At 62.2% G+C, this 24,161-nt stretch carries 25 protein-coding genes; 17 read left to right on the plus strand and 8 right to left on the minus strand.

Translation table 11 applies throughout. The annotated features are described in order from the left end of the window. Window positions 1-148: 148 nt before the first annotated feature. Complete coding sequence (locus HNE_RS02460) at window positions 149-529, plus strand: hypothetical protein (protein ID WP_233351977.1); 381 nt, start codon at window positions 149-151, stop codon at window positions 527-529. A 45-nt stretch (window positions 530-574) separates the two neighbouring features. Here the strand turns inward: HNE_RS02460 and HNE_RS02465 are convergent, their stop codons facing one another. Then, entirely contained in the window at window positions 575-1,756 is a 1,182-nt protein-coding gene (locus HNE_RS02465) for a vWA domain-containing protein (RefSeq protein WP_011645524.1), read from the minus strand. Between the two features lie 119 nt (window positions 1,757-1,875). Between HNE_RS02465 and HNE_RS02470 the strand changes: the two genes are divergently transcribed. Together HNE_RS02470 and HNE_RS02475 are read left to right on the plus strand one after the other, a co-directional pair. Continuing rightward, on the plus strand, window positions 1,876-2,691 hold the full coding sequence (locus tag HNE_RS02470; protein WP_035590201.1) for a hypothetical protein: 816 nt from the start codon (window positions 1,876-1,878) through the stop codon (window positions 2,689-2,691). A 61-nt stretch (window positions 2,692-2,752) separates the two neighbouring features. Continuing rightward, a complete protein-coding gene (locus HNE_RS02475; protein ID WP_011645526.1) occupies window positions 2,753-3,505 on the plus strand; it encodes a DUF2270 domain-containing protein in 753 nt (250 codons plus the stop codon). A gap of 3 nt (window positions 3,506-3,508) precedes the next feature. Here the strand turns inward: HNE_RS02475 and HNE_RS02480 are convergent, their stop codons facing one another. Together HNE_RS02480 and HNE_RS02485 are read right to left on the minus strand one after the other, a co-directional pair. After that, window positions 3,509-3,835 (minus strand): antibiotic biosynthesis monooxygenase family protein, encoded by a 327-nt coding sequence (locus HNE_RS02480; RefSeq protein ID WP_011645527.1) that lies wholly within the window; start codon window positions 3,833-3,835, stop codon window positions 3,509-3,511. Between the two features lie 123 nt (window positions 3,836-3,958). After that, complete coding sequence (locus HNE_RS02485) at window positions 3,959-4,843, minus strand: AAA family ATPase (RefSeq protein WP_011645528.1); 885 nt, start codon at window positions 4,841-4,843, stop codon at window positions 3,959-3,961. A 367-nt stretch (window positions 4,844-5,210) separates the two neighbouring features. Here HNE_RS02485 and flbT point away from each other — a divergent pair, with 367 nt between their 5' ends. Genes flbT through HNE_RS02500 form a run of 3 tightly spaced genes read left to right on the plus strand, consistent with a single transcriptional unit; the run spans window position 5,211 to window position 6,562 of the window. After that, window positions 5,211-5,591 (plus strand): flagellar biosynthesis repressor FlbT, encoded by a 381-nt coding sequence (gene flbT, locus HNE_RS02490; RefSeq protein ID WP_011645529.1) that lies wholly within the window; start codon window positions 5,211-5,213, stop codon window positions 5,589-5,591. After that, window positions 5,591-5,902, plus strand: a complete 312-nt coding sequence (locus tag HNE_RS02495; protein ID WP_011645530.1) for a hypothetical protein — start codon at window positions 5,591-5,593, stop codon at window positions 5,900-5,902. Before flbT ends, HNE_RS02495 begins: the two co-directional genes overlap by 1 nt. 9 nt (window positions 5,903-5,911) lie before the next feature. Beyond that, on the plus strand, window positions 5,912-6,562 hold the full coding sequence (locus tag HNE_RS02500) for a MarC family protein (RefSeq protein WP_011645531.1): 651 nt from the start codon (window positions 5,912-5,914) through the stop codon (window positions 6,560-6,562). A 6-nt stretch (window positions 6,563-6,568) separates the two neighbouring features. Here the strand turns inward: HNE_RS02500 and HNE_RS02505 are convergent, their stop codons facing one another. Then, a complete protein-coding gene (locus HNE_RS02505; protein WP_148205787.1) occupies window positions 6,569-7,933 on the minus strand; it encodes a hypothetical protein in 1,365 nt (454 codons plus the stop codon). Between the two features lie 229 nt (window positions 7,934-8,162). Between HNE_RS02505 and dksA the strand changes: the two genes are divergently transcribed. Continuing rightward, complete coding sequence (gene dksA / locus HNE_RS02510) at window positions 8,163-8,609, plus strand: RNA polymerase-binding protein DksA (protein WP_049754997.1); 447 nt, start codon at window positions 8,163-8,165, stop codon at window positions 8,607-8,609. Between the two features lie 399 nt (window positions 8,610-9,008). After that, window positions 9,009-9,986: a FliM/FliN family flagellar motor switch protein gene (locus HNE_RS02515; RefSeq protein WP_011645534.1), complete on the plus strand. Its 978-nt coding sequence runs from the start codon at window positions 9,009-9,011 to the stop codon at window positions 9,984-9,986. Here HNE_RS02515 and HNE_RS02520 read toward each other — a convergent pair. Together HNE_RS02520 and HNE_RS02525 are read right to left on the minus strand one after the other, a co-directional pair. After that, window positions 9,964-10,632 (minus strand): YceI family protein, encoded by a 669-nt coding sequence (locus tag HNE_RS02520; protein ID WP_011645535.1) that lies wholly within the window; start codon window positions 10,630-10,632, stop codon window positions 9,964-9,966. The genes HNE_RS02515 and HNE_RS02520 overlap by 23 nt on opposite strands. After that, window positions 10,605-12,464 (minus strand): DUF885 domain-containing protein, encoded by a 1,860-nt coding sequence (locus tag HNE_RS02525; protein ID WP_011645536.1) that lies wholly within the window; start codon window positions 12,462-12,464, stop codon window positions 10,605-10,607. Before HNE_RS02525 ends, HNE_RS02520 begins: the two co-directional genes overlap by 28 nt. A gap of 192 nt (window positions 12,465-12,656) precedes the next feature. Here HNE_RS02525 and HNE_RS02530 point away from each other — a divergent pair, with 192 nt between their 5' ends. Next, a complete protein-coding gene (locus tag HNE_RS02530; RefSeq protein WP_011645537.1) occupies window positions 12,657-15,260 on the plus strand; it encodes a response regulator in 2,604 nt (867 codons plus the stop codon). A 23-nt stretch (window positions 15,261-15,283) separates the two neighbouring features. Here HNE_RS02530 and HNE_RS02535 read toward each other — a convergent pair whose 3' ends face one another. After that, complete coding sequence (locus HNE_RS02535; RefSeq protein ID WP_011645538.1) at window positions 15,284-16,021, minus strand: alpha/beta fold hydrolase; 738 nt, start codon at window positions 16,019-16,021, stop codon at window positions 15,284-15,286. A 4-nt stretch (window positions 16,022-16,025) separates the two neighbouring features. After that, on the minus strand, window positions 16,026-16,922 hold the full coding sequence (locus HNE_RS02540; RefSeq protein WP_011645539.1) for a 5'-nucleotidase, lipoprotein e(P4) family: 897 nt from the start codon (window positions 16,920-16,922) through the stop codon (window positions 16,026-16,028). A 207-nt stretch (window positions 16,923-17,129) separates the two neighbouring features. Here HNE_RS02540 and HNE_RS02545 point away from each other — a divergent pair, with 207 nt between their 5' ends. The 8 genes from HNE_RS02545 to HNE_RS02580 all read left to right on the plus strand — a co-directional run bounded on the left by HNE_RS02545 (window position 17,130) and on the right by HNE_RS02580 (window position 24,130). Then, entirely contained in the window at window positions 17,130-18,107 is a 978-nt protein-coding gene (locus HNE_RS02545; protein ID WP_011645540.1) for an NAD(P)H-dependent flavin oxidoreductase, read from the plus strand. Between the two features lie 130 nt (window positions 18,108-18,237). Then, window positions 18,238-19,575: a DNA recombination protein RmuC gene (gene rmuC, locus HNE_RS02550; RefSeq protein WP_011645541.1), complete on the plus strand. Its 1,338-nt coding sequence runs from the start codon at window positions 18,238-18,240 to the stop codon at window positions 19,573-19,575. A 42-nt stretch (window positions 19,576-19,617) separates the two neighbouring features. Then, window positions 19,618-20,148, plus strand: a complete 531-nt coding sequence (def, locus tag HNE_RS02555) for a peptide deformylase (protein ID WP_011645542.1) — start codon at window positions 19,618-19,620, stop codon at window positions 20,146-20,148. A 52-nt stretch (window positions 20,149-20,200) separates the two neighbouring features. Continuing rightward, window positions 20,201-21,160 carry a methionyl-tRNA formyltransferase gene (gene fmt, locus HNE_RS02560; RefSeq protein WP_011645543.1) on the plus strand — a complete coding sequence of 320 codons (960 nt, stop codon included), beginning with the start codon at window positions 20,201-20,203 and terminating at the stop codon, window positions 21,158-21,160. After that, a complete protein-coding gene (locus HNE_RS02565) occupies window positions 21,160-21,648 on the plus strand; it encodes a GNAT family N-acetyltransferase (RefSeq protein ID WP_011645544.1) in 489 nt (162 codons plus the stop codon). The genes fmt and HNE_RS02565 overlap by 1 nt, the downstream gene beginning before the upstream one ends. Before the next feature lie 44 nt (window positions 21,649-21,692). Further along, window positions 21,693-22,436 (plus strand): tRNA pseudouridine(38-40) synthase TruA, encoded by a 744-nt coding sequence (gene truA, locus HNE_RS02570; protein ID WP_011645545.1) that lies wholly within the window; start codon window positions 21,693-21,695, stop codon window positions 22,434-22,436. Between the two features lie 72 nt (window positions 22,437-22,508). Next, the gene (locus HNE_RS02575; protein ID WP_011645546.1) at window positions 22,509-23,744 is read left to right on the plus strand and encodes an acyl-CoA dehydrogenase family protein; all 1,236 of its coding nucleotides are present in this window, start codon (window positions 22,509-22,511) and stop codon (window positions 23,742-23,744) included. 17 nt (window positions 23,745-23,761) lie between these two features. Then, complete coding sequence (locus HNE_RS02580; RefSeq protein ID WP_011645547.1) at window positions 23,762-24,130, plus strand: EthD domain-containing protein; 369 nt, start codon at window positions 23,762-23,764, stop codon at window positions 24,128-24,130. Window positions 24,131-24,161: the final 31 nt, after the last annotated feature.

Consider the following 24,161-nt stretch of genomic DNA (forward strand, 5'->3'; position numbering starts at 1 on the left):
TGTCAGCAAGGCGCGGGCGGCGTCAAACGAAATTATTGACGCGGGCGGGGCAGGGCTGGCGGGGGCGCGAGAAAGCTGCGATTCTGGGCGGATCGCCAGGAAACTTCCGTATGCCTTGGGCGTTGTGAGATTGATGGAGGAGAATTCTATGACACGTCTGCGCTATTTGCCCCTGTTCGCGTTTGCCCTGTTGGCGGCCTGCGGCCCGGCCCCGGAGGAAGCGCCTGCGCCAATTTCTGAGGCGGCGCAGCCTGCTGTTCCGGAGGCCGAACCTGAGACGCCGGCTCCAGAGATGCCGGCAGAGGATATGGCAGACTCTGAGATGGCGGCGGAGCCTGGTACCTGCACCGATGAGCTGGGCGCAGAGGCAGCGCAGGTTCTGGTGGATCAATGCCTGGCGATTTCGCCGGCCACGCGCCCGCCCTGCAACGCGCAGAACAGCTGTGACATGATCCGCGGCGAAATCCGCCGGGGCTGCGGGTTTGGCGATGCGGCGGATAATCCGGAATTCTGTAGCGAGTACCAATAGCGGCAGCTTCCCCCGCCGATGGGATCGGCGGGGGAATATCGCTGCCTAGCGGCTGAGTTCCTTCATCGCCTCGTCGAGGCCGGCGAGGGTCAGCTCGAACATCCGGTCCGGGCCGATCAGTTCACGGATGAGCTTGATGGAGCCGGTATATTCCCAGGCGCCTTCCTTGGTCGGGTTCAGCCAGACGAAATTGGGGTAGCGCTCCACGAAGCGCTGTAGCCAGATACCGCCGGCTTCTTCGTTCCAGTGTTCGACCGAGCCACCCGCATAGGTGACTTCATAGGGGCTCATCGTGGCGTCGCCCACGACGATGACTTTGTAGTCGGACGGATATTTGTTGAGCACGTCCCAGGTGGGGATGCGGTTGTTCATGCGGCGGCGGTTGTCGCGCCAGAGGCCCTCATAGGGGCAGTTGTGGAAGTAGAAGTATTCGAGGTTCTTTATCTCGGCGCGGGCGGCAGAAAACAGCTCCTCCATGACGCGGATGTGCGGGTCCATCGAGCCGCCGACATCGAGCAGCAGGAGGACAGAGATCGTGTTGCGCTTTTCCGGGCGCATTTCGATGTCCAGATAGCCTTTGCGGGCGGTGTTGCGGATCGTGCCGTCAAGGTCCAGCTCGTCCGGCGCGCCCTTGCGGGCCCATTTGCGCAGGCGCTTCATGGCTACTTTGATATTTCGCGTGCCGAGTTCCAGCTTGTCGTCGTAATTCTTGAATTCGCGCTTGTCCCACACCTTCACGGCGCGGCGGTGGCGGGATTTGTCCTGGCCGATGCGCACGCCTTCGGGATTGTAGCCATTGGCGCCGAAGGGCGAGGTGCCGCCTGTGCCGATCATCTTGTTGCCGCCCTCGTGGCGCTTTTTCTGCTCCTCGAGGCGTTTTTTCAGCGTTTCCATGAGCTTTTCAAAGCCGCCCATGGCTTCGATTTCGGCCATCTCTTCCTTGGTGAGGAATTTCTCGCTCATCTTCTTGAGCCATTCCTCGGGCAGGTCCTGCACGTTGACGGCATCGCCCAGCGTGTCGAGCCCCTTGAAGACATGGCTGAAGACGCGGTCGAACTTGTCGATGTTGCGCTCGTCCTTCACCAGGGCGGCGCGGGAGAGGTAGTAGAAGTCCTCCACCTCCATATCGATGACCTGTTTGTCCATCGCCTCCATGAGCATCAGGTATTCCTTCAGCGTCACCGGGACTTTCGCCGCACGCAGCTCGTTGAAGAAATTCAGGAACATCGGCAGGGCCTTTCTGTTTCTCGAAACCAGAAGATAACCCTCATGGGGCCATCTGTCCAAGCTGACGCTGGGAAAAGTGTGGTCATTTGCGGTTCATCCGGGCCGGGTTAGGAAAAGACATGCTTCGGGTGGCTCTTTTCTCGTGTTTTCTGGCCGTTGGCGCGTGCGCTGCGACGGCGGCGCCGTCTGGCCCCGCACCTGCTCAGATGGCGCCTGCGCAGATGGTGCCGCAGGGTATGTCCTTTCAGGCCGATTGCGCCGGCCCGGCGGAAGCCAACTGCATGCTGGAAGCGGCGTGGCAGGCAGCATCCCTGTTGCCCGCTGACAAGCAGACGCGCCTGAAACCGGCATTTGCCGAGACGACCCGCGGTCTGAAGGACGAAATGCTCGCCTCCAAATGGCAGATGCGGCTCGGGAAAACGCCGGTCCGCGAGCCGGCGCCGGACTTCGCGCGGGAACAGGCAGAGGGCGCGATTGCGGCCTATGGCTGGGAAGGCTTTTTCCAGAAGGCGCGGCTGGGTGAAGCGCCGCTGAACATGGGCCGGCCAGAGATCATGGGGGCGGCGATTGAGCTGGCGCCAAACCCGATGGAGCGCCTGCGCCTGATCGACATGATGTTTTCCTTCGCAGGCGTGCCCAAGCCCGGCACGATCGGGCAATTCAGCCAGGATGATTTCGAGCGCGCTTCCTTCAGCCATGTGCTGGCCGAGCAGATGATGAAGGATTGCAAGCTGGATGAGTTTGACCGGGCACGGGACCGGACGGCCGCGCCGGAGTCCATCCGCTATGAGCTGTGGCGTGCCCGGATTACCGGCGGAGCCGGCAAGCTGGCGCCGCAGATACGCCAGGGCGATGGCTCGGACGATACGACCTTCGTGCGCCATGTGCTGGAAGGCTATGGGCCCATTCTGAAGCGGGGCTATTGCGCGGGCTGATTGCCGCGTTTGGAGCAGCGTGACTTTTCCCGGTCACATTCCTGAGGCATAGGGTCTGTGTATGGATACCATGGACGAAACCGAAGCCGACCACGAACTTCCCCCCGCTGAAGGCCTCTGCGGCCCTTCCGAGGTGACGGCGCTGTCGCACCTCTACCGCGCCGAAGTCTATCGTTCGACGGTCTGGCGGCAGCGTCTTGATCAGACAACGAACTGGGCCGTGATCTCTACCGGCATTGGCCTGTCGGTGGCATTTGCGAATGAGCGCGCCTCGCCCTTTCCGATCGTGCTGGTGGGCATGCTGTGCATCGTGTTCCTGATGCTGGAAGCGCGGCGCTACCGGTTTTTCTATGTCTGGCGGTTCCGGGCGCGGGTGATCGAGATTGCTTTCTATGTGCCGATCCTGCGCGGGGAAGGGACGAAGATCCGAATTGATCGGGGCACGGCGCTGTCGGACGACTATGAGAAGCCGCAATACCGGATTTCGATGCTGCGCTGTATCGGCCGGCGGCTGCGACGGAATTATGGCTGGATCTTCGCCATTCTCGGCGCGGCGTATTTTGCCAAGATTGCCATTCATCCGGTGGATGTGACCTCCTGGGAGCAGCTGTTCCGGCGGGCGCATATCGGGCCGATACCGGGCTGGGTCGCCATCACGGGCGGATGCCTGTTCCATGTCGGCTGGATATTCATGGCCTGGAAAACCTGGTGGGACGAGCGCACCGACAAGACCAAGATGGCCGATTTTCTCAAGAGCCGGGAAGACATGAACTATGTACGCGCCGCCAACGCGCATGATTCGGCGCTGGGCTGAGCGTTAGTCTTCTGCCCGGTCGAGCAGGTCGTCGGTCACTTCCATCGTGAAAACCGGATCATTTCCGGGCGGAGTTTCGCAGACGGCATCGGAGAATGCCGCGCGGGTTTCAGGCTCGTCATAGACCATTTTCTGGTCATACGCCTTGCGCCAGGTTTCCTCGTCGGGCCATTCGGCATAGCCGACGAAGCGGCCATCCCTGTCCTGATGCAGGCGCGAGCCATAGCTGCCATAGCGCTGGCGGATAAGCTCTGTGCCGCGCACCCAGGCCTTGCGGAACTGGTCTTCCTTGCCCGGATGAACACGCCACCAATAGACGGCAACGAACATGGGGTGCCTCCCTGACTGTTTGGCTTTCTTCCAGGACCAACGCGCGCGGCGATGAATTGATCCGCCAAAAGCAAAAAGCCGGAGCGAGGCCCCGGCTTTTCGATTGTTTTGAACGGGCTTGCCTCAGCCAGCCGGGCCGCGCCGGCCGCCGCCGGAATTTCCGCCGCCATCCTGACGACGGGAGAGAAAGGCGAGGCGTTCGAACAGGGCCACATCCTGCTCGTTTTTCAGCAGCGCGCCGTGCAGGGGCGGGGTGAGCGCTTCGGGATTTTTCTCGCGCATCGTTTCCAGGTCGATGTCCTCATTCATGAGGAGCTTGAGCCAATCAAGCAGCTCGGAGGTCGATGGCTTCTTCTTCACGCCGGGCAGTTCGCGCATGGCGTAGAAGGTGGAGAGCGCGTCGCCGACGAGCTTTTTCTTGATGCCGGGATAGTGGACATCAATGATCGAACGCATCGTCACTTCGTCCGGGAATTTGATGAAGTGGAAGAAGCAGCGGCGCAGGAACGCGTCGGGCAGTTCTTTTTCATTGTTGGACGTGATGATGACGATCGGGCGCTGGATCGCTTTCACCGTCTCGCCGGTTTCGTAGACGAAGAATTCCATCCGATCGAGTTCCTGCAGGAGGTCGTTCGGGAACTCGATGTCGGCCTTGTCGATTTCGTCAATCAGCAGGACAGGGCGCTTGCCGGCGGTGAACGCCTCCCAGAGCTTGCCCTTCTTGATGTAGTTCTTGACGTCCTTGGCGCGCTCTTCGCCCATCTGGCCATCGCGCAGGCGGGAAACGGCGTCGTATTCATAAAGGCCCTGATTTGCCTTTGTGGTGGACTTGATGTGCCATTCGATCAGCTCGGAGCCCAGCGCCTTGGCGACTTCGATGGCGAGAACGGTTTTGCCCGTGCCCGGCTCGCCCTTGATCAGCAGCGGCCGTTCCAGAGCGATGGCGGCGTTGACGGCCACACGCAGGTCATCTGTTGCGACATAATCCTTGGTGCCCTCAAAGCGCATACGCCTCGTCCCTTCAATCTGTTTGCTGGCTTTGCACAATAAGGCCGCGCGGGGCATGGGCAAGCGCTGACCTGAAGGAAACTGCTGCAGCGCGGCATCGAATTTCCTTAAGGGAAAGGCAAAGCTGTGGTAAAAGGAATATGCCATGCGCGCCGCCACAGAGGCTCAAGCTTCACGCTAAGCGTCGCGCCGGTTTCAGGTAGGCTGGCCGGTCCGGTTGGCCCGAAGAGGCCGGACAAGACCTTATGATCCAACTGCTCCCGGCTGACGGGCGCATGGCTCCCAACCTCCCGTAAACATTTGGAAAGCAAGCGTTAACGCCTTTGTGTGAATTTGACACAATCCGCACCATGGGGGCCGGACGCGTATGCCGTTAAAACTTTCTCTCAAGCCTGGCGAAACCTTCGTTGTGAATGGCGCTGTCGTTCGCAATGGCGACCGGCGCGGCGTGCTGTTGCTCGAAACCCAGGCGCGTATCCTGCGGGAAAAAGATATTCTGGCGCCGTCCGATGTGTCGACGCCGGTTGAGCGGGCCTACTTTGCCGTGATGCAGATGTACCTGCTCGGTGAGGTCGATGGGCCGCTCTACACGCAAACCGCCGAGGCTCTTGCCGGGCTGATCGCGGAAATGCCGGACGCCCGCGAGGATGTTCTGCAGATTTCTGCCGATGTGGTTGCCGGCGATCTCTACAAGGCGCTCAGCCGGTGCCGGAAGCTGATGCCGGCGCTGAGCTCGGAGGCCGCATGATGGCCGATGGCAACCAGATCCCGGCGCGCAGCCTGCGCGCTGAGGCAAATTCAAGCCTGGATGAGGCAATCCGCAAGCTGGAAGCGGGGGCAGGCGAGGACCTTGCCGTTGATCTTGGCAGCGGACGTATTGCCAGGGCGGACAGCCCGCGGGGCAATGAAGGCCTTCTCCAGCGTCTTCGCGGACACAAGATGCTGTTGGCGCTTGCTTCGGGAGGCGCTGATCTATCGCGGCTCAAGGGCATAACCCGCGAGCTTCAGGTGGCCCCGGCCGTGCGGGAGATACTTGACGCAGCGGCACGCAAAGCCTAGCGCCGCGCCATGTCGCCTGAACTGATCTCTCTTTTTACCGCTGCCTTTGTAACCTTCTTCGTGCTGATTGATGCGCCGGGGGTGGCGCCGATCTTTGCTACGCTGACGGCAAAGGGCTCACCGGCCTATCGCCGCAAGATGGCGTACAAGTCCGTCTTCGTGGCGACGATCATCATGCTGCTGTTCGCTTTCGGCGGCGCCTGGCTGCTCGATGCGATGCACATCTCCATCGATGCCTTCCGGGCGGCCGGCGGCGTTCTGCTGTTCCTGATCGCGCTCGACATGGTGTTCGAGAAGCGCACCGAGCGGCGGGAACAGCGCGCCGATGAAGTGCTCGAAGAACACCGGAATGATCCGGAGCCGGAAGACGTGTCGGTGTTCCCGATGGGCATTCCGATGATTGCCGGGCCTGGATCGATCGCCACGGCGATGTTTTACATGACGGAAGCGGAAAGCATTGCCCATCAGGGCGTCGTGCTTGCCGCGATCGGAGCTAACCTCCTGATCACGCTGATTATCTTTCTGCTGGCAACGCCGATCGTTCGCCTGATGGGCGCGAGCGTGGCCGGGGCGCTGACGCGGATTCTCGGGGTTATCCTGGCGGCGCTTTCGGCTCAGCTCATCCTCGATGGCATCCGCGGCGCGTTTAATATCGGCTGAGGCTTGTCAGGTGCCCTGCGGTTCGGCCCGCGGCTTTGGCAGCTTGATGTAGAGCCGGACGGTTGAGAGCATCACCCAGAACAGCAGCATGCCGGCAGCCGTCAGGCTCATGATTTCCAGCACGGTATTGCGGTTCCAGCTGATGCCGGCGTCGGCGATCTTCAGAGACTCCTTACCCCGCTCCCGAACCAGAACGATGAAGCGTTCGCCGCCCGCTTCGGCCAGCAGGCGCGCGCGCTGAAGATCCGTGCCGTCTTCAATTACCGCCAGGATCGTAAGCGCGCCGCCAGGGCTCGTCTGCGCGGCAAGGCGTTGAATCTGGTCGAGATCCCCTTCCAGAGGGCCAAGGCCGGACTGGTCGATGGAGGCTGCATAGGCGGTGCGCACCCGCTCGGCCCGCATTTCGGTGGTGGCCAGATCGCTGAAGGCCTCTTCGAGCGCCGGTTCCAGCGCTTCATCGGGCAGGGCGGCGTCAACGTGATCTTCGAGATAAGCAGAGAAGCTGGGTGTCAGGCGCTGGGACCGGCGGGCGGACTTCAGGATTGAGACAGACAAGGCAGCTGCATCTGACAGGCCGTCGCTGTAATCCTGCTGGACGAGCCCGAGGCCGGTCAGCTTGACGACCAGCTCATCGGAGCGATCTCCCTCGATCCAGTTCTGAGACATGTTGGAGAGGTCGGCATAATCGCCAAGTGTCTGGAAACGCCGCTCGTCTTCGCTGCGGACATTGGCCTGAAGGACGACAGGTTCCTCGACCGCAGCGGGATCGGCAGCGGCCTGGGCGGCGTCATCGGCTTCAGCGGTGGCAGTCTCATCCGGCACCGCTTCAGAGCTATCGGCCGGGGCGGCTTCTTCTGCGGTGATCGGAGCCTCCTCCAGTGGCGGCGCTATCTCCGGGCTGGCCGCGGGCGGATTGTAGCGTTCCGTTTCCATGATCCGGGCGGCGATCGTTTCAGGCAGCTTCTGCATAGCGGCGCGAATCAAGCGCTCGTCCGGGGTTCCGGTAACTTCGGCTTCTGCCCGCACACGGATCTGTTCGCCGAGCTCGCGGCCGAGAATCTGAGGGGCGGCCAGGAGATAGCCGCGCACGGCGGGCATGTTGCGTGCGTCCAGCTCGGCAATGATTCGGTCCTGCCAGTAGGGAAGCTTGCTGTCCTCGTCGCGCGGGCCGATTGTTGTCAGCTCATCCAACAACTTTTCGTGAGCATGCTGGAGCGCTTCGGCGGCACCTTCGCGGGAGGTGAGGTCCTGATCATAGGCATTTGCCACGGCGCGCGCGCCGATCACAGGCAGAAGGATGAGCAGGGAATTGAACATCACCGCCAGCATCCAGCCCGCTTTGCGGGATTGTACTTTCCGTTGGCGGGCCATTCCGACGATTTTACCCTTTTGGGCAGACTGTGGGGGAGGCTGCCCATAGAGCGTGCCAGGGGAAAAAAGATCAAGGGGTGGTGTGCAACTTGCACTGTGCAGAACGCCCATTGTGGGGCATGGAATTGCCTTAAGACAGGGTTTTGGCACGTTATTGTCGTAATTGTCTGATATTGCAGGATTTACTACCGCAGTCTCGGAGATTGCAGTGAATCGAGGTCCGCTCTATATGGCACGCAAACGAGAGAAGGAGTCTGCCTTGAGTATCGACCTCTCAGACGATTATCGCCCCTCGGAAGACGAAGAGTTCATGAATGAGCGGCAACTCGCCTATTTCAGGCGGCTGCTGGAAGCCTGGAAGGCCGACATCCTGGACGGCGCCAAGCAGACCATTCACAATCTTCAGGACGAGTCAGGCTCTCTCCCCGACATTGTCGACCGCGCCTCGGCCGAAAGCGACAAAGCCCTAGAGCTGCGCACACGGGACCGCCAGCGCAAGCTGATCTCGAAAATCGACTCCGCCCTGCGCCGTATTGATGACGGCTCTTACGGGTTTTGCGAAGCGACGGGCGAGCCGATCGGCCTGCGCCGCCTCGAAGCGCGCCCGACCGCAACGCTGAGCCTTGAGGCCCAGGAGCGCCACGAGCGCAAGGAGCGCACCCTGCGGGACGACTAGTCCGGTCTTTCTGACACAAAGCAGACAGCAAAAAGGCGGCTCTCCAGATCGGAGTGCCGCCTTTTTTCCAGTCATCTTCCCCACGCCTTTGGCGGATGTTGTTACGAGCTTCTTTGGCCGCACGAACATCATGCCCCAGAGTTCCGAATCACCGCTTACCAAGGACTGAGCAGAGGGTAAAAATTCGCAGACTTGAGTGAATCCTTCTGCCCCTTGCTGTTAATAATTGCGGCGCCTGCGAAGTTACTAACGCGCCGTTAACCTTTTCCGGGCGACTTAGGCAGCATGAGTATGTCCCCCGCCTCTTCCCTGAAGAGTGCATCCGCGCCGGAGCAGGCGGAGGATGATTGGGACGTTTCACCCAGGCTTCGGCGCCGCATCATGACGGAGGCCCCGCCCATGCGCGGACCCATCGAGCCCACCCGGCCCCGGACGGCCTCGCGCGGCGTGCTGACGGCAGCCGAAATCGAGATGCTGCTGCGTCCTGACCTTTCGGACATGGACGATCTGCCTGAAACGGAGCCCGAAGCGGTGCCTGCGCCGAAGCTGGTGCAGGAATTCACGCCCGCGCCGCCAGCCCAGGGCGAAGCCCGCGAAGAAGCGGCGCGCCGGATTTCCGCGCGGCTCTCACGGGCCATGCGCGAACATTGCGGGCTCGCGGCAGCCTTCAGCGTCAAGCGCGTGTCGCCGGCCAGCCTGGCTCAGGCGGTTTCTGCCCGCGACGAACCGGGGCAGGCGATTGTCTGCTGTTCCGGCGCCGATGGCGATGTGGCGGCGATGCTGGTCATCGGGGCAGGCCTTGCCCAGATCATGATCGAGACCGCCTGTGGCGGGCCGGTTCCCAATGGCCAGCCCAAGGCGCTGAGCCCGATTGACCTTGCCCTTGTCGAGGGGCTGACCCGCCCGCTGGCCCCCTTTATCGGCCGGGGCCTTGGCTTTGCCGGCGTTGAGACCGACCCGCTGTTTGCCGCCTCGATTGCCGCGCCCGGCGTTGCTTATGAAATTACCCTTTCGGTTCGGGCTGGCGGGGCAGACTGGCCCGCGCGCCTGCTTGTGCTGAAACCTTTTCTGGCTGAAGCCCCCGAGGCAGAGGCCGCGCCTACCAGAGGCGCGCATGCCTCCGGGGCGTTGACCGTTCTGATGACGGCCCGTGTTGCGCGGGTCGAGATGCCGATTTCCCGGCTGACGAGCTTGCGGCCAGGCGTGACCCTGCTGCTGGGCGTACCGGCCGATCAGCCTGTAGAGCTGCTTTCGGGCGGCCTGGACGGCGATGTTGCGGCAGAAGCGCAGATCGGGCGCAAGGGCAACCGCATGGCGCTGCGCATTTCCAAGCGCGGCCCGGCCCTGCGGGCGCTCAATCCGGCGATTGCCGGATAAACTCAGCCTCAATCTCTATCCGGACGGTCTCGGTCAACAGACCGGAGAACCGGTCGATACCGAAATCTGCCCGGTTGATTTCGCCCGTGGCGGAAAAGCCGATCACTTCGGCGCGGCGCAACGGATCATAAGCGCTGCCATTGAGCTGTGCGGTGAGGCTTACCGCGCGGGTTATGCCCTTGAGCGTGAGATCACCTGTTATCTGCGCGGCGGTGTCGCTGACCTGATTGATCGCCGTTGAGCGGAAGAGGGCCTGGGGATGCGCGCCGGCGTCAAACCAGTCCGGCCCCATCAATTCTTCTGCAAACTCAGGGTTGGCGATGTCCAGCGAGGTCATGTCGATAAGGGCTTCGATCCGCGCCTCATCAGGGGCCGCCGGGTCTCCGCTGAGGCTCGCCTCGAAACGGTGAAACCGGCCGATATAATCGGAATAGCCCAGATGATTGATCCGGAAGACGAGCGCGGCATGCTTGGTGTCCAGCGTAAAATCGCCCGGCGCGAGGCGGGTTGCCACCGGGTCGATTTTTGGCGCGAGAAGCGCGCTGGTCAGCGTGTTGCAGCCTGAAAGCACCATCATGGCGAGCGCGAGGGCCGCGCCCGCCTTCAGGTGCCGTCTGTTCAGACGGGTTTTGACTCGGCGATCCATGCGTCGACATTCTCCTCGAGGATAGCCAGCGGGACGGCCCCATCCTTGAGAACCACATCATGAAAATCGCGGATGTCAAAGGCCTCGCCAAGCTCTGCGCGCGCACGGTCGCGCAGTTCGACGATCTTCAGCATGCCGATCTTGTAGGCGGTCGCCTGGCCCGGCATCACGATATAGCGGTCGATGGCCTTGCGGCAGTCACCTTCCGGGTTGGGCGTATTGTCCATGAGATACTGGACGGCCTGTTCGCGCGTCCATTGTTTTGAGTGAATGCCGGTATCAACAACGAGACGTGCGGCGCGCCAGATCTCCATGGCAAGACGGCCAAAGTCCGAATACGGATCGGAATAATAACCGATTTCCTTGGGCAGAAGCTCGGTATAGAGGCCCCAGCCTTCGGAATAGGCCGTGTAGCCGCCGAATTTGCGGAAGCTGGGGATGCCGTCCAGCTCCTGGGCAATGGCGATCTGCATATGGTGGCCGGGAATGCCCTCATGGAAAGCAAGGGCTTCCAGCTGATAGGTCGGCATATCGGCCATGCGGTAAAGGTTGGCGTAGTAGACGCCTGGCCGGCTGCCATCGGGGGCTGGGCGGCTGTAGAACGCTTTGCCGGCGGATTTTTCGCGGAAGGGCTCAACGGCCTGCACAATCATGCCGGCCTTGGGAAAAGTGTGGAAGAGGCTGGGGAGGTCTCCTTCCATGCGCGCAATCGCTTCACGCGCTTCAGCGAGGTATTCCTCACGCCCTTCCGGTGTTTCCGGCTTGTAGAAGCGCGGATCAGTCCGCATGAACTGAAAGAAATCCTGCAGATCGCCCTCAAAGCCGACCTGTTCCATGATGATCTGCATTTCCCCATGGATGCGGGCGATTTCATCCAGGCCGATCTGATGGATTTCTTCGGCGGTAAGGTCTGTGGTCGTCATCGCCTTGAGGCGGGTTTCGTAATAGTCCGCCCCGTCGGGCAGCTTCCAGATGCCGTCATCGGCGGTGGCGTTGAGTTGCTGGCGGGTCAGTTCCTCAATGGCGCCGGTGTAGGCGGGGCCAACGGAGGATATGAGCGCTGCTTCGGCGCGCTGGATGAACGCTTCGGCGTCCGCTTCGGTCAGCGTGCCATTGGTGACAAGGGCGGCCGTCTTGCCGCGGAAATCTGACATCAGGGGGCTGTCTGCACTGCCATCGGCCGCGCCGGAGAAGGGGTGGCCGGTTATCAGGCCCTGCGCGTCTGTCAGGACATAATCATACACGAAGGACGGCGGCTGAATGCCCATTCCGGCAGACACCCTGGCGTTTTCGACATGCTGGCCGAGATAGGCGGGCAGGCCTTCAAGCCGCGCAATGTAGGCGTCGAGATCTGCTGCGCTGGTGGCCTTGTGCTGGTTGATGAGGAAAGCGGGGACTGCGGACTGGACGCCGAACATCTGGTTGAAGGTGTAGCTGTGGTGAGGGAACGCGGCGTCCGCCTCTGCGCGTTCAAGTTCATACACCGCCAACCGCCAGGAAAGCTGGGCCTGGCTGTCCAGCTTGTTGAAATCAAACGTGTCTTTCATTTCCTGAACACTGGCCTGTTGCAGGGCCAGCGTTTCAGCTTCGAACTCAGGGGAAGGGTCGGTCCATTCCCCGTACCGGTCGCGGCGGCCCAGCATGGTCAGGCGCATGGGGTCGCGGGCGAGGGCGGCTTCGAAGGTCTGCTCGAACCATGCGTTCAGCCGCTCGGATTCGGCAGCGATCACTTCGGCGGAATATTCCGGGACGCGCGGTTCGCGGTGAGCCGGCGTGCCACACGAGGCGATGAGAAGGGCGGCAGCGAGAAGCGCGATCGGACGAGATACCATGGTAAGCCGAATCCTGTTCAGTTGGGGAAGATTGCTCAGTCTGTATTAACGGCTTTTTCGGGTTCGTTAACCTTTGCCGTGCGAGAACTGGTAGTCTAGTGACGGCTTGGCATCGAGTTGCGTGATGCCAGCCTCGCATATGGCGTGGCCGTACCGGACGGTCTCGCGGGCCAAATGGAATGGCGGTAGACCATGAGTATTGATGCGGACACCCTAGAGCTGACACTCGCGGCGGCAAAGCCCGGCGAGGATGCTGATCCTGCCAAAGCAGGGGAACGCGAAGAAGGCCGGCGCGTCGATTTCCTGCAATTGGGCTTCTGGGCCTGTCTGCTGCTGTCCATCGCTGCGGCCAGCATTTCGCTGGCCTGGCCGAACGCATCGGGCGCGACGGGTTCCATCCTGCTGATCACCATGGCGTCGGGCGGGCTGGTTTTCCTGCTCTGGACCGTGCGGGGCGCTGGCCGGTTCATCGGCCTGTTCCCCGAAAAAGGCGCTGCAGCCCGCGTCGCCAATGCCACCGCGCCGCGCTTCCCCTGGATTGAAGCGCTGGACGAGGCTGTGCTGGTCACTGATCCGGGCGGCGCGCCTGTCGCTGCCAACGAAGCCTATTCCGATCTCACCCGGCTCGCCTTGATTGCGGGCACAGCAGAATCCGGCCCGGTGACCGTTGACCGCCTGTTCGGCGCCAATCCCGGCCTTGCCGCGCCCGTTTACCGCCTGTCGAAGTCAGCCAAGGCTGGCACGCAGCGCCGTGAAGTGCTGCCACCTCTGGCGCTTGGCCCGGAACAGGTGCCCGCCCAGTTTGAAGTTTCCGTCTCGCCGCTGCCCCGCGGCCGTGTCCTCTGGCGTATTCGCCGGATCGCCGGCCAGATCGAGGCGACCGGCGCGGCCGACCTCAAATCGCTGTATGTTGAAGACGCCCCCATGGGCTTCTTTGCCGCCAAGCCGGACGGCACCATCACCTATGCCAACTCCTGGCTGCGTGAACTGCTCGGCCTGCCCGAGACAGCCAAGAACATCCGCACCGACGACATCATGCGCCCCGAATTCGTGAAGATGCTCTCGCGCGACCGCAAATCCGGCGCGCCGGGCCGGGCTGATATTCAGCTCCGTGCGCGCGACGGGGTGGAGATTCCGGTTCAGGCAATCACCAGCTGGTCGGGCCGCGGGGCAGATGCTGCCGGCCGCACGATCGTGCTGGCAAGCCCCCAGGTGCTCAACGGCGGAGAGGAGCGCTTTGCGCTTCAGGCCGCTTCGCGCCCGCCGCGCCCGGATGGCGACCCGATGTTCGACGATGCGCCCTTCGGCGCTGTGCGTCTGGACGGGGACCGCGTTGATGGCGCTGTTATTCTTGATGCCAACCGTGCGCTGATGGAAATGACGGGCGGAAGGGCAACGCCGGGCAATCGCTTCTCGGACCTCTTTGTTTCGGATGAGGGCGAGGAAACACTCGCCACCCTTCTGGTCGACGCGATCGACAAGCCGGTGGCGCTGAAGACTGCCGGTGACGAAGCGCGGCATGTGAATGTGTTCGTGACACTGAACTCAACCGGCCGGCCTTCGGTGGCCTATATCATCGATATCACCGAGCAGCGCCTTCTGGAAACGCGCCTCGCCCATGGCGAGAAGATGCGCTCCATCGGCCAGCTGGCCGGCGTGGTGGCGCACGACTTCAACAACGTTCTGCAGGGCATCATCTTCAACTATGAAGAGCTGATGACGCGCCACCCTGTGGGTGATCCGTCCTATGAATACCTGCAATCGATTCACGAGTTTTCCTCGCGGGCCCGTGAGCTTGTCCGTATGCTGCTGGCCTATGCCCGCGCGCAGACCTTCAAGCGGGAAATCTTCAACGTCACGGACTTCCTGTCGGAATTCTCGATCCTGCTGCGTCAGGTGCTGGATGAACGGGTTGAGCTGGACGTGAAACACGGCCGCGACGTGCCCTGGATCAAGGCAGACAAGAACCAGCTGGAAACAGCGATCATCAACCTTGCCACAAACGCCCGCGACGCGATGATTTCGCAGCGCAATGGCGGCAAGCTGGTTATCCGGACGGCGCGCTCCACCGGCAAGGATGCCCATGCAATGGGCTTCAACTATGTCGAGGATGGCGAATATCTGCTGATCGAAGTTGAAGACAACGGCACCGGCATGCCGCGCGAACTGCTCGACAAGATCTTCCAGCCTTTCTTCACCACGAAAGAACAGGGCTCGGGAACCGGTCTCGGTCTCGCAACTGTCTATGGCATCATCAAACAGTCGGGCGGGTATGTCTGCCCGGTCTCGGCGGTGGGCAAGGGCACGACCTTCTATATCTACCTGCCTGCGCTCGCGGCAGAAGACATTCCTGAAGCCTCCGATATGGCCGAACAGGCCAAAGCTGTCGTCCGCCCGATGGACATGTCCGGGCGCGGACGTATTCTGCTTGTCGAGGATGAAGACGGTGTGCGCTCCATTGCGGCAACCCATCTGCGCCAGCGCGGCTATGAGGTGGAAGAGGCGTGCGACGGCGAGGAGGCCCTGGACATCCTCACTGACATGCCAGGCTCCTTCGATCTCATCATCTCGGATGTGGTTATGCCCGGTATGGACGGCCCCACGCTGATCCGGGAAGCCAAGGACAAGCTCGGCCATGCCCGTGTGATCTTCATCTCAGGCTATGCCGAGCGCGACCTTGCCCAGCAGCTGGACGACCGCGCGGTCTCTTTCTTGCCCAAGCCCTTCACGGTTCGACAGCTGTCGGAGCGGATCAAACAGGAACTGGCCGGCATCGGCGGCAAGGAAGCCGCGTGATGGAATGGTAGAGGCCGGCTTTCTCAGCCGGCCTTTTGCCATAGGGCTTTCAAAACCCCTGCAAAGTTTTCTGCGCGGTCATGGCAGGCCCAGTGGCCGGTTCCGCGTTCGACATGCAGCGCTGTTCCGTGACGTTTCGAGAAGCGCTCAGCTACGGGCAGTTCCACATAGGGGTCGTTCTCGCCCCAGAAAAGCTGGCCATGTTTGGGCAGGTTGGCGAGGTCCTCCACCCAATGCCCGCTGAAGCGCAGGCCGATGGCCGAGCGGTAAAGGCTGAGGATCGACTGGCGCATCTGCTTGTCGATATGGGGTACTTCCACTTCTGCCAGTTCGCGCGGCATGCCGCCCTGCACTAATCCCTCAATGAGGCGGGCCTTGTTGCGCATGTTCAACATCACGAACTCGCCCAGCAGCGGCGTGGCCCACATGCGCGCTGTTCTGTGGCCGGAATATTCCGGGTCAATGACCGCATTGGTCACGCACCAGCTTTTAACGAGGTCGGGCCGCAGGCTTGCCACGCGCAGAGTGAGGAGCGCGCCCCAGTCATGCCCCACGATGTGAACCTTGCCGCCAGCCGCTTCCATCTGGGTGATCAGCCAGCTGGCATATTCATCCTTGGTGCTGTGAAAGCCGGGCGGCTTGCCGGTGCCAAAGCCGGGAAGGGCTGGTGCGCGGTAGTCCTCGGGCTTCAGCCCCAGCGCCTTGACCAGAGGGTCCCAGAGAACCGGCGTATCGGGTACGCCGTGTACGAACAGGATCATGGGGCTATTCCTTCTGTGTGGGCGTCCAATAGGTTTCAGGCGGGAAAATCTCGTCCATCGTTCCGTCAATCGACGGGCCATAGAGCGGGTTTGGCAACAGGAACCAGCCCTTGCCCCACTTCGCATCAAAGCCCGGCGCCTGGGAAAGTTCCAGGCGCCCCGCCGGGCGCAGGGATTTATCGTTGAAGATGTCCGCGATGTCGCCCAGCTGATCGCCGACCAGCGCGATTACGCAGTAGTTTTCCGAAATCGCATAGCGCCGGCCATCCTTGGCCGAGCCGCCGGGCGTGTCGCCCTTCAGGAAAAGCGTTGATCCGTGCACGAAGTCGCCCAGACCCGCAGCGCGCAGGGTTTCGGTATTTCCCTCGGCGTTCACCGCTTCGCGGTTGGTGTTCACGATCACCTCCACGCCCGCTGCACGAATGCGCGCGAGGCCATCCAGCGCGCCGGGAATGGCAACGGCCTTGCCCGCGCCGGTGCGCTCCCAGTCGCTCCAGATGGCGGGGTCGAACGCCATGCCTTCCCGGCGGAAGGCGCCGGTAGAGCCGGTATTCCAGATCAGCGTTTCATCCGCGTCAAACACGGCGGCCAGGGGCCGGTCCCCGCAGGCAAGATATTCGGGAGCCTCAGCGGTGGCGCCCGGCGCGAGGATGACGCTGTTTTCAGGGCGTGCAGCGGCCTGCGCCTCGACATAGCCGGCGATCTCGTTCCAGGTCTGCACCATGATGATGCGGGCTTCTGCAGAGCCCAGAAGCCATTGCTCGCCGGGGGACGGAGACGCTTCGGCGGTCGATGTCTGATCGGGCGCCATGGCCACGGTTTCAGGTTGAGGCGCGGGAAGGGATGCGGTCTGGCAAGCGGCGAGCACCGCAAGCGAGAGGAGAGGGAGGGCGATTTTCATGAGAGCTCCATCTGTCGGCAGGGCTCTGGGGTAGAACTGTTTTGCGGCGCTCGCAATGCTGGTGGTAAAGGCGAGGGGCACACCCATGCGGCGCGCATACCCCCACAAAACCGCCTCTGCCCACAGTTTCCCCAATGACAGTCTTGCGGCGGGCGGCTGCGATGTTCAAGGATGGCACCAGCGAACAAGCCTTCTGGAGGACACCCCATGAAAACCCGCATCACAGAAATGCTCGGCATCAAGCACCCGATCGTGCAGGGCGGCATGCACTTTGTCGGATTTGCCGAAATGGCGGCGGCCGTTTCCAATGCGGGCGGCCTCGGCATCATCACCGCGCTGACCCAGCGCACGCCCGCTGATCTCGCAAACGAGATCGCGCGTTGCCGCGACATGACGGACAAACCAATCGGCGTGAACCTCACCTTCCTGCCCTCGGTCAATCAGCCCGATTATCCCGGCTATGTGAAAGCCATCATCGAAGGCGGCGTGAAGGTGGTCGAGACCGCCGGCAACAATCCGGTTCAGGTGCTTCCGGTCCTCAAGGACAATGGCATCAAGGTCGTCCACAAATGTACTGCCGTGCGCCACGCTCTGAAGGCCCAGAAAATCGGTTGTGATGCGGTCTCGGTTGATGGCTTCGAATGCGGCGGCCACCCCGGTGAAGATGATGTGCCAAACTTCATCCTTCTGCCGCGCGCGATGGACGAGCTTGAAATCCCCTTCATCGCTTCGGGTGGCATGGCCGATGGCCGCTCGCTGGTGGCCGCGATGGCGCTGGGCGCAGAAGGCATGAACATGGGCACGCGCTTCATTGCGACGAAAGAAGCCCCGGTGCATGAAAATGTGAAGCAGGCCCTTGTTGCCGCGTCTGAACTCGACACCCGCCTCGTCATGCGCCCGTTGCGCAATACCGAGCGTGTGCTGACCAATCCGGCGGTTGAACGTCTCCTGCAGAAGGAAAAGGAGCTCGGTTCCAACATCAAGTTCGAGGACATCATCGAGGAAGTCGCCGGCGTTTATCCCAAGATCATGCTCGACGGACAGATGGATGCGGGCGCCTGGTCCTGCGGCATGGTCGCGGGTCTCATCTATGACATCCCGACCTGTAAGGAACTGATCGACCGGATCATGGCCGAGGCCGAAGAGATCATCACCAAGCGGCTTGCCGGTTTCGTAAAGGGCTGAGCGCGCGCGTTAACCCTTGATTTTTGGGCTGTGAAATTCACCTGTGGCGCGGGCATCGCTCGCCTCACAGGTGTAGACAGCGCATATCCGTTCCGATTATGTTCCTTGAGGGTCATTTGAAGGACACTCGATGCCGCCTGTCGTCACGATCGGATCGCTCTCACTCGACATGATCCATGTTGGTCTGCTGCTGATCGCAGTGGGGCTGGGCATTTACCTTTGGCAAGCCCGTCAGGGCGGGGCGCTGGAGCGTCAGAGGCTGCTGGCGGAGCGGGACGGGGCGCAGGATGAAGTCGCCCGGCTGCGTCAGCGGGAGCAGACGCTGGATGCCGTGGCGCGCGACGCACAGCTGAAACTCGCCGCGGCCGAGGCGCGCAGCGCCGAAGATGAGCGCAAATTCGGCGAACTGGCGCAAGGCGTTCTGGCGCGCGCCAATACGATGTTTCTGGAACGTGCCGAAGAGACCTTCAAACGCCACAGGGAAGGGGCCCAGGGCGAACTGAAAGAGCTGATGAAGCCCATCGGCGAGAATTTCGAGACGTTCCGGCAGAAGGTCGAAGCGCTTGAGAAGGTGCGGATCGAAGACAAGTCGCTGCTGTCCGAACAGGTAAAGGCCATCGGCGAGAGCCTGCACCGCAATACGGCCGAAACCGGCAAACTGGTCAACGCGCTGACCGCGCCCAAGGGCGGCGGGCGCTGGGGCGAGATGACCCTTCGCAATGTCATGGAACAGGCCGGCCTTTCGGCCCATTGCGATTTCAGCGAGCAGGTGCATGACGACACCGAAGAAGGCCGCCAGCGCCCCGACGCCATCATCCGCCTGCCGGGTGACCGTCAGATCGTGATCGATTCCAAGGTCTCGCTCGCTTCTTATATGGCCGCCACCAATACCGACGATCCGGCAGAGCGCCTCGCCCATCTCAAGCAGCATGCCACCAGCGTGCAGCGGCACGTCACCACGCTGGCGTCCAAGGATTATCAGTCAAATCTGGGCAACCGTTTTGACTACATCGCGATGTTCATTCCAGGCGAGAACTTCTTTGCCGCTGCGCTGGAACAGGCGCCGGACCTGATCGAGAAGGCTATGAGCCGGTCGGTCATTGTCACCACGCCCACCACGCTGATTGCGCTGGCGCGCACGGTCGCCCATCTCTGGCGCCAGCATGAAATGAACGAAAATGCCCAGGCCGCCGCTGAGTTGGGTGCCGAACTCTATACGCGAATGGGCGTACTGCTCGGGCATACGGAAAAGCTCGGCAAGTCGATCAATTCCTCCGTGGATCATTATAACAGCCTGCTTGGCTCCCTCGATAAGCGGGTGCTGCCGACCCTGCGCAAGTTTGAGGACATGAAAATTGCCCCGCCCGGCAAGGTGCCGCCGGAGGCCAAACTCATCGAAGCGCGGGCAAATACGCCCGATACCGGCCAACTGCCGCTGGAGCCGCCCAGGAAGCTTCCCGCAGAGTGATCGCCCGTTGACGCTGGCGGATGGGGTGCATATCTGACGCTTATGGCTATACGCGAAATCCTCACCGTCCCCGATCCGCGCCTGAAACAGGTGTCCAAGCCCGTTGAGGGCGGGGTTACCGATGACATCCGCGCGCTCATGGATGACATGCTGGAGACCATGTATGACGCGCCCGGCATTGGCCTGGCCGCGATCCAGATCGGCGTGCCGCTGCGTGTGATCGTCATGGATCTGGCCCGCGAAGGCGAAGAGCCTGCGCCGCGCTATTTCGTGAACCCGGAAATCCTCGAAACCATTGAGGAAAAGAAGCCTTATGAAGAAGGCTGCCTTTCAGTTCCGGACATTTTCGACCAGGTGGAGCGCTCTGCCCGGTGCAGAATCCGTTATCTGGACTATGATGGCAAGCAAGTGGATGAGTGGGCAGAAGACCTCTATGCTGTCTGCATCCAGCACGAGATGGATCACCTCGAAGGCACATTGTTCATCGACTACCTCTCCCGCCTGAAGCGCGACCGCGCCATCGACAAGGTGAAGAAGGCCAAGATCCGCGCCATCCGCGAAGACGCCAACTGATCGGCCACTGCCGTCTCGACCCGCAGGCGGCGAGAGACTATGAGGCTGGCCTATGCCAGACCAAATAACCCCGCCTCTCCGCATTGCCTTCATGGGCAGCCCCGGCATCGCGCTTGGCGTGCTCGAAGCGCTGATCGCGGCCGGGCATGAGATCGCCTGCGTCTATTCCCAGCCGCCCCGGCCCTCCGGGCGCGGCCAGAAACTGACGCCAACGCCGGTGCATGCTTTTGCGCAGGCGCGTGGCCTCGAAGTGCGCACGCCAAAGTCCCTGAAAAAGCCCGAAGAGCAGGCGGCCTTTGCGGCGCTGAACCTCGATGCGGCAGTTGTGGTCGCCTATGGCCTGATCCTGCCGCAGGCGGTGCTGAACGCCCCGCGCCTCGGCTGCCTCAACATGCACGCCTCCATCCTGCCGCGCTGGCGGGGCGCCGCGCCGATCCAGCGCGCCATCATGGCGGGCGACACCGAAACGGGCGTGGACGCCATGATGATGGAAGCCGGCCTCGACACCGGCCCCGTCTTGGAATCCGTCCGCACACCCATCACACCACAGGACACCGCCGGCACCCTGCATGACCGCCTGGCCGCGCTCGCCGCCGAGCTGGCGCCGCGCGCGCTGGCGGGTCTGGCAGACGGCAGCCTGAAGCCTGTGCCCCAGACAGAAGAGGGCATGACCTACGCTCAGAAAATCAGCGCCGAAGATCAGCGTATCGACTGGACGAAACCGGCCGCTGAAGTCGATTGCCAGATACGCGGTCTCGCGCCTGCGTCGGGCGCATGGTGTGAAGCCGATCTGGGGCAGGGGCCGGTACGGCTCAAGGTTCTCTTCAGTGAGCTGACGGACCTCTGGAACCCGGCCCCTCCCGGCACGCTCATCGACGACCGCCTCGCCGTGGCCTGCGGCGATGGCCGCGCCGTGCGTCTGATGAGGCTTCAGAAGCCGGGCGGAAAGGCGCTGGAGGCGCGAGATTTCCTTGCCGGAAATCACCTTCCCGCAGGCAAGATCTTCAGCTGATGGACATCTGGATACGCCCGTTCCGCCCGGAATATCTTGACGCCATCGTGGCGGTGAACGATGCGGCTTTCGGTGGCCCGGATGAGGGCGCCATCACGCGCGCGCTGCATGCCGATGGCGACAGTGTTCTCTCCCTCGTCGCCAGCGGTAACATAGAGATTGTCGCGCACATCGAATTCTTCCGTATCTGGATTGATGGCGCGCCGGTGGGCGTGGGGCTCGGCCCGATGAGCGTGCTGCCCGAGCTACAGAACTCCGGCATTGGGGGGCGCCTCATCCGCCTTGGCCTCGCCGCGCTGGAAGGGGCGGGTGAAACCCTCGTCTTCGTGCTGGGGCATGACACGTATTATCCCAAATTCGGGTTCAGCGAAGCTGCGGCAAAGCCTTTCAGCGCGCCCTGGTCTGGCCCGCATTTCATGGCGCTGAGACTGGGGAAGGGCGGCCCGGAAACCGGCACACTCACCTATCCCAAAGCATTCGGCACCTGAAAGCCCGGTTGACCCGGCGCCCCGGCTTTGGCAGCGGACATCGCATGCCCCGTTACAGACTCCTCATCGAATATAATGGCGGGCCCTATCAGGGCTGGATGCGCTTGCCCGGCCTGCAGACCGTGCAGGGCGCGCTGGAGGCCGCCGCGGCCCAGCTCGATGGCGGGCCGGTGGAGGTCACCGGGGCCGGGCGCACCGATGCCGGCGTGCATGCCACGGGGCAGGTGGCGCATATGGATTTGCGCGTCGACCGGCCCAACAAGGTGGCTGACGCCATGAACTATCATCTGCGCCCCCATCCCATCGCTGTGTTGAAAGCCGACAGGGTGGAGGAGGATTTCCATGCCCGCTTTTCGGCCATCGCGCGTCACTACCGCTACATCGTCATCAATCGCCGGGCTCATCTGACGCATGATCAGGGCCTGGCCTGGCGCGTGCCCTCAAGGCTGGACGCAGACAAGATGCACGAGGCCGCGCAGTCTTTCGTGGGCACGCATGATTTCACGACCTTCCGGGACAGCGAGTGCCAGGCCCTCAGCCCGGTCAAGACGCTCACGCGGTTGGATGTAGCCCGTTATAACGACCGGATCGAGTTCACCTGCTCGGCGCCGAGTTTCATTCACCGTCAGGTCCGCTCCCTGGTCGGCAGCCTGGTGGAGGTCGGCCGTGGGCGCCATCCGGTGAAATGGGCGCGGGAAATTCTTGAGGCGGCAGACCGCACCCGCTGCGGGCCTGTGGCGCCGTCCGACGGATTGTTCCTGGAACGGGTAGATTACCCCGCGGGCTGACGCGACGACAAACTGTGCAGGCCCGGATTTCGCGGTTAGCCTCTCATCATAAAGAATGAGGAGGAGCGCCCGATGGCCATTGATTTCACGATTCCGGAAGATGCAAAGGAAGTGCGCGAGCGGGTCCGCCGCTGGGTGCAGGAGGAATGCGTTCCGGCAGAGCGCGAGATGTCTCGCGGGCGCCCCTATAAGGACGTGCTGGCAGACCTTCGTAAGAAAGCGCGCGCGCAGGGTCTCTGGCTGCCCTTCATTCCCAAGGAACATGGCGGCATGGGTCTCGGCCCGCTGGCCAATGCGTTGGTGCAGATGGAACTGGGCCACAGCCACCTGGGCGCTCTGTCGATGAATTCTCAGGGGCCGGACGATGCGACGATGCTGACGCTGTTGGCGCATGGCACGGACTTTCAGAAAGAAAAATATCTCAAGCCCATTCTGAATGGCGAAAAGCGCGTCTGCTATTCGATGACGGAAAAAGCCGCCGGCGCGGATGCAACCGGTATGCAGACCCGCGCTGAGAAAGACGGCAAGGGTAATTATGTCCTCAATGGCGAGAAATGGTTCTCCAGCGCCGCAACGGCAGCGGACATCGCCGTCGTGATGGCCAAGACCAATCCCGAAGCCCCGCGCCACCAGCAATACTCCACCTTCATCGTGGAGCTGCCCAATCCCGGCTACCAGATCATCCGCGATATTCCGACAATGGCGGTCCATGGCCCCCACTACGCCGAAATGGGCGGCGGACATGCCGAGGTGAAGATCGACAATCTGATCGTTTCCGAGAAAAACCTCCTGGGCGGCGAAGGCATGGGTTTTGCGATGGGCCAGCACCGGTTGGCTTATGGCCGCCTGCGTCACGGCATGCACAATGTGGCCATGGCCCAGCGCGCGCTTGATCTGGCTACGGAGTTTGTCACCAAGCGCTCGACCTTCGGCAAGGGCCTGGAAGATCGCCAGGGCGTCCAGTTCATGCTCGCCGAATGTGCCAGCCAGATCTACATCGCGCGCCTCATGCTGATGCATATCGCCTACAAGGCAGAGAACGGCATGGACATCCGCCAGGAAAACGGCATGGCCAAGGTGTTCCTTGCCAACATGGTCCACAAGGTGGTCGATACCGCGATCCAGCTGCATGGCGCGCTCGGCTACTCGCTCGATACGCCGCTGGCGGCCTGGTACACCCACATCCGTTCCCAGCGTCTCGTCGATGGGCCAGATGAGGTCCACAAGTGGATCACGGGCAAGAACGTCATCCGCGCGTTCAAGAAAGATGGCACCACGGCCGCTGCGGCCGGCGGCGACCTGCTCTAGGCCGGGAGGGGCAAGCGATGATCAAGCTGACATTCTGCCTTCGCCGCCTGCCTCACCTCAGCCGCGAGGAATTCCAGCGCTACTGGCGGGAAACCCATGCCCCGCTGGTAGCGGCGAGGGCCAAAACCCTCGGCATCGTCAAGTATGAACAGGTCCATGCCGGTTTTGACGAGATGAGCGCGGCCGCGCGCGCCTCTCGGGAGGCATCCGAGCCATATGACGGCATTGCCGAGATCTGGTTCGAGAGTGAGGAAGCCATGCGGGCCAATGGCCAGAACCCAGGCGTCGCGGACGCGGCGCGGGAGCTTCTGGAGGACGAGCGCAACTTCATTGATCTCGCCAATTCGCCCTTATGGTACAACAAGGTGCACACGATTGTGGGGTAAGCACAGGGCGATAGCCGAACCCGGCAAACCT

Source organism: Hyphomonas neptunium ATCC 15444, from assembly GCF_000013025.1.
Lineage (GTDB): Bacteria > Pseudomonadota > Alphaproteobacteria > Caulobacterales > Hyphomonadaceae > Hyphomonas > Hyphomonas neptunia.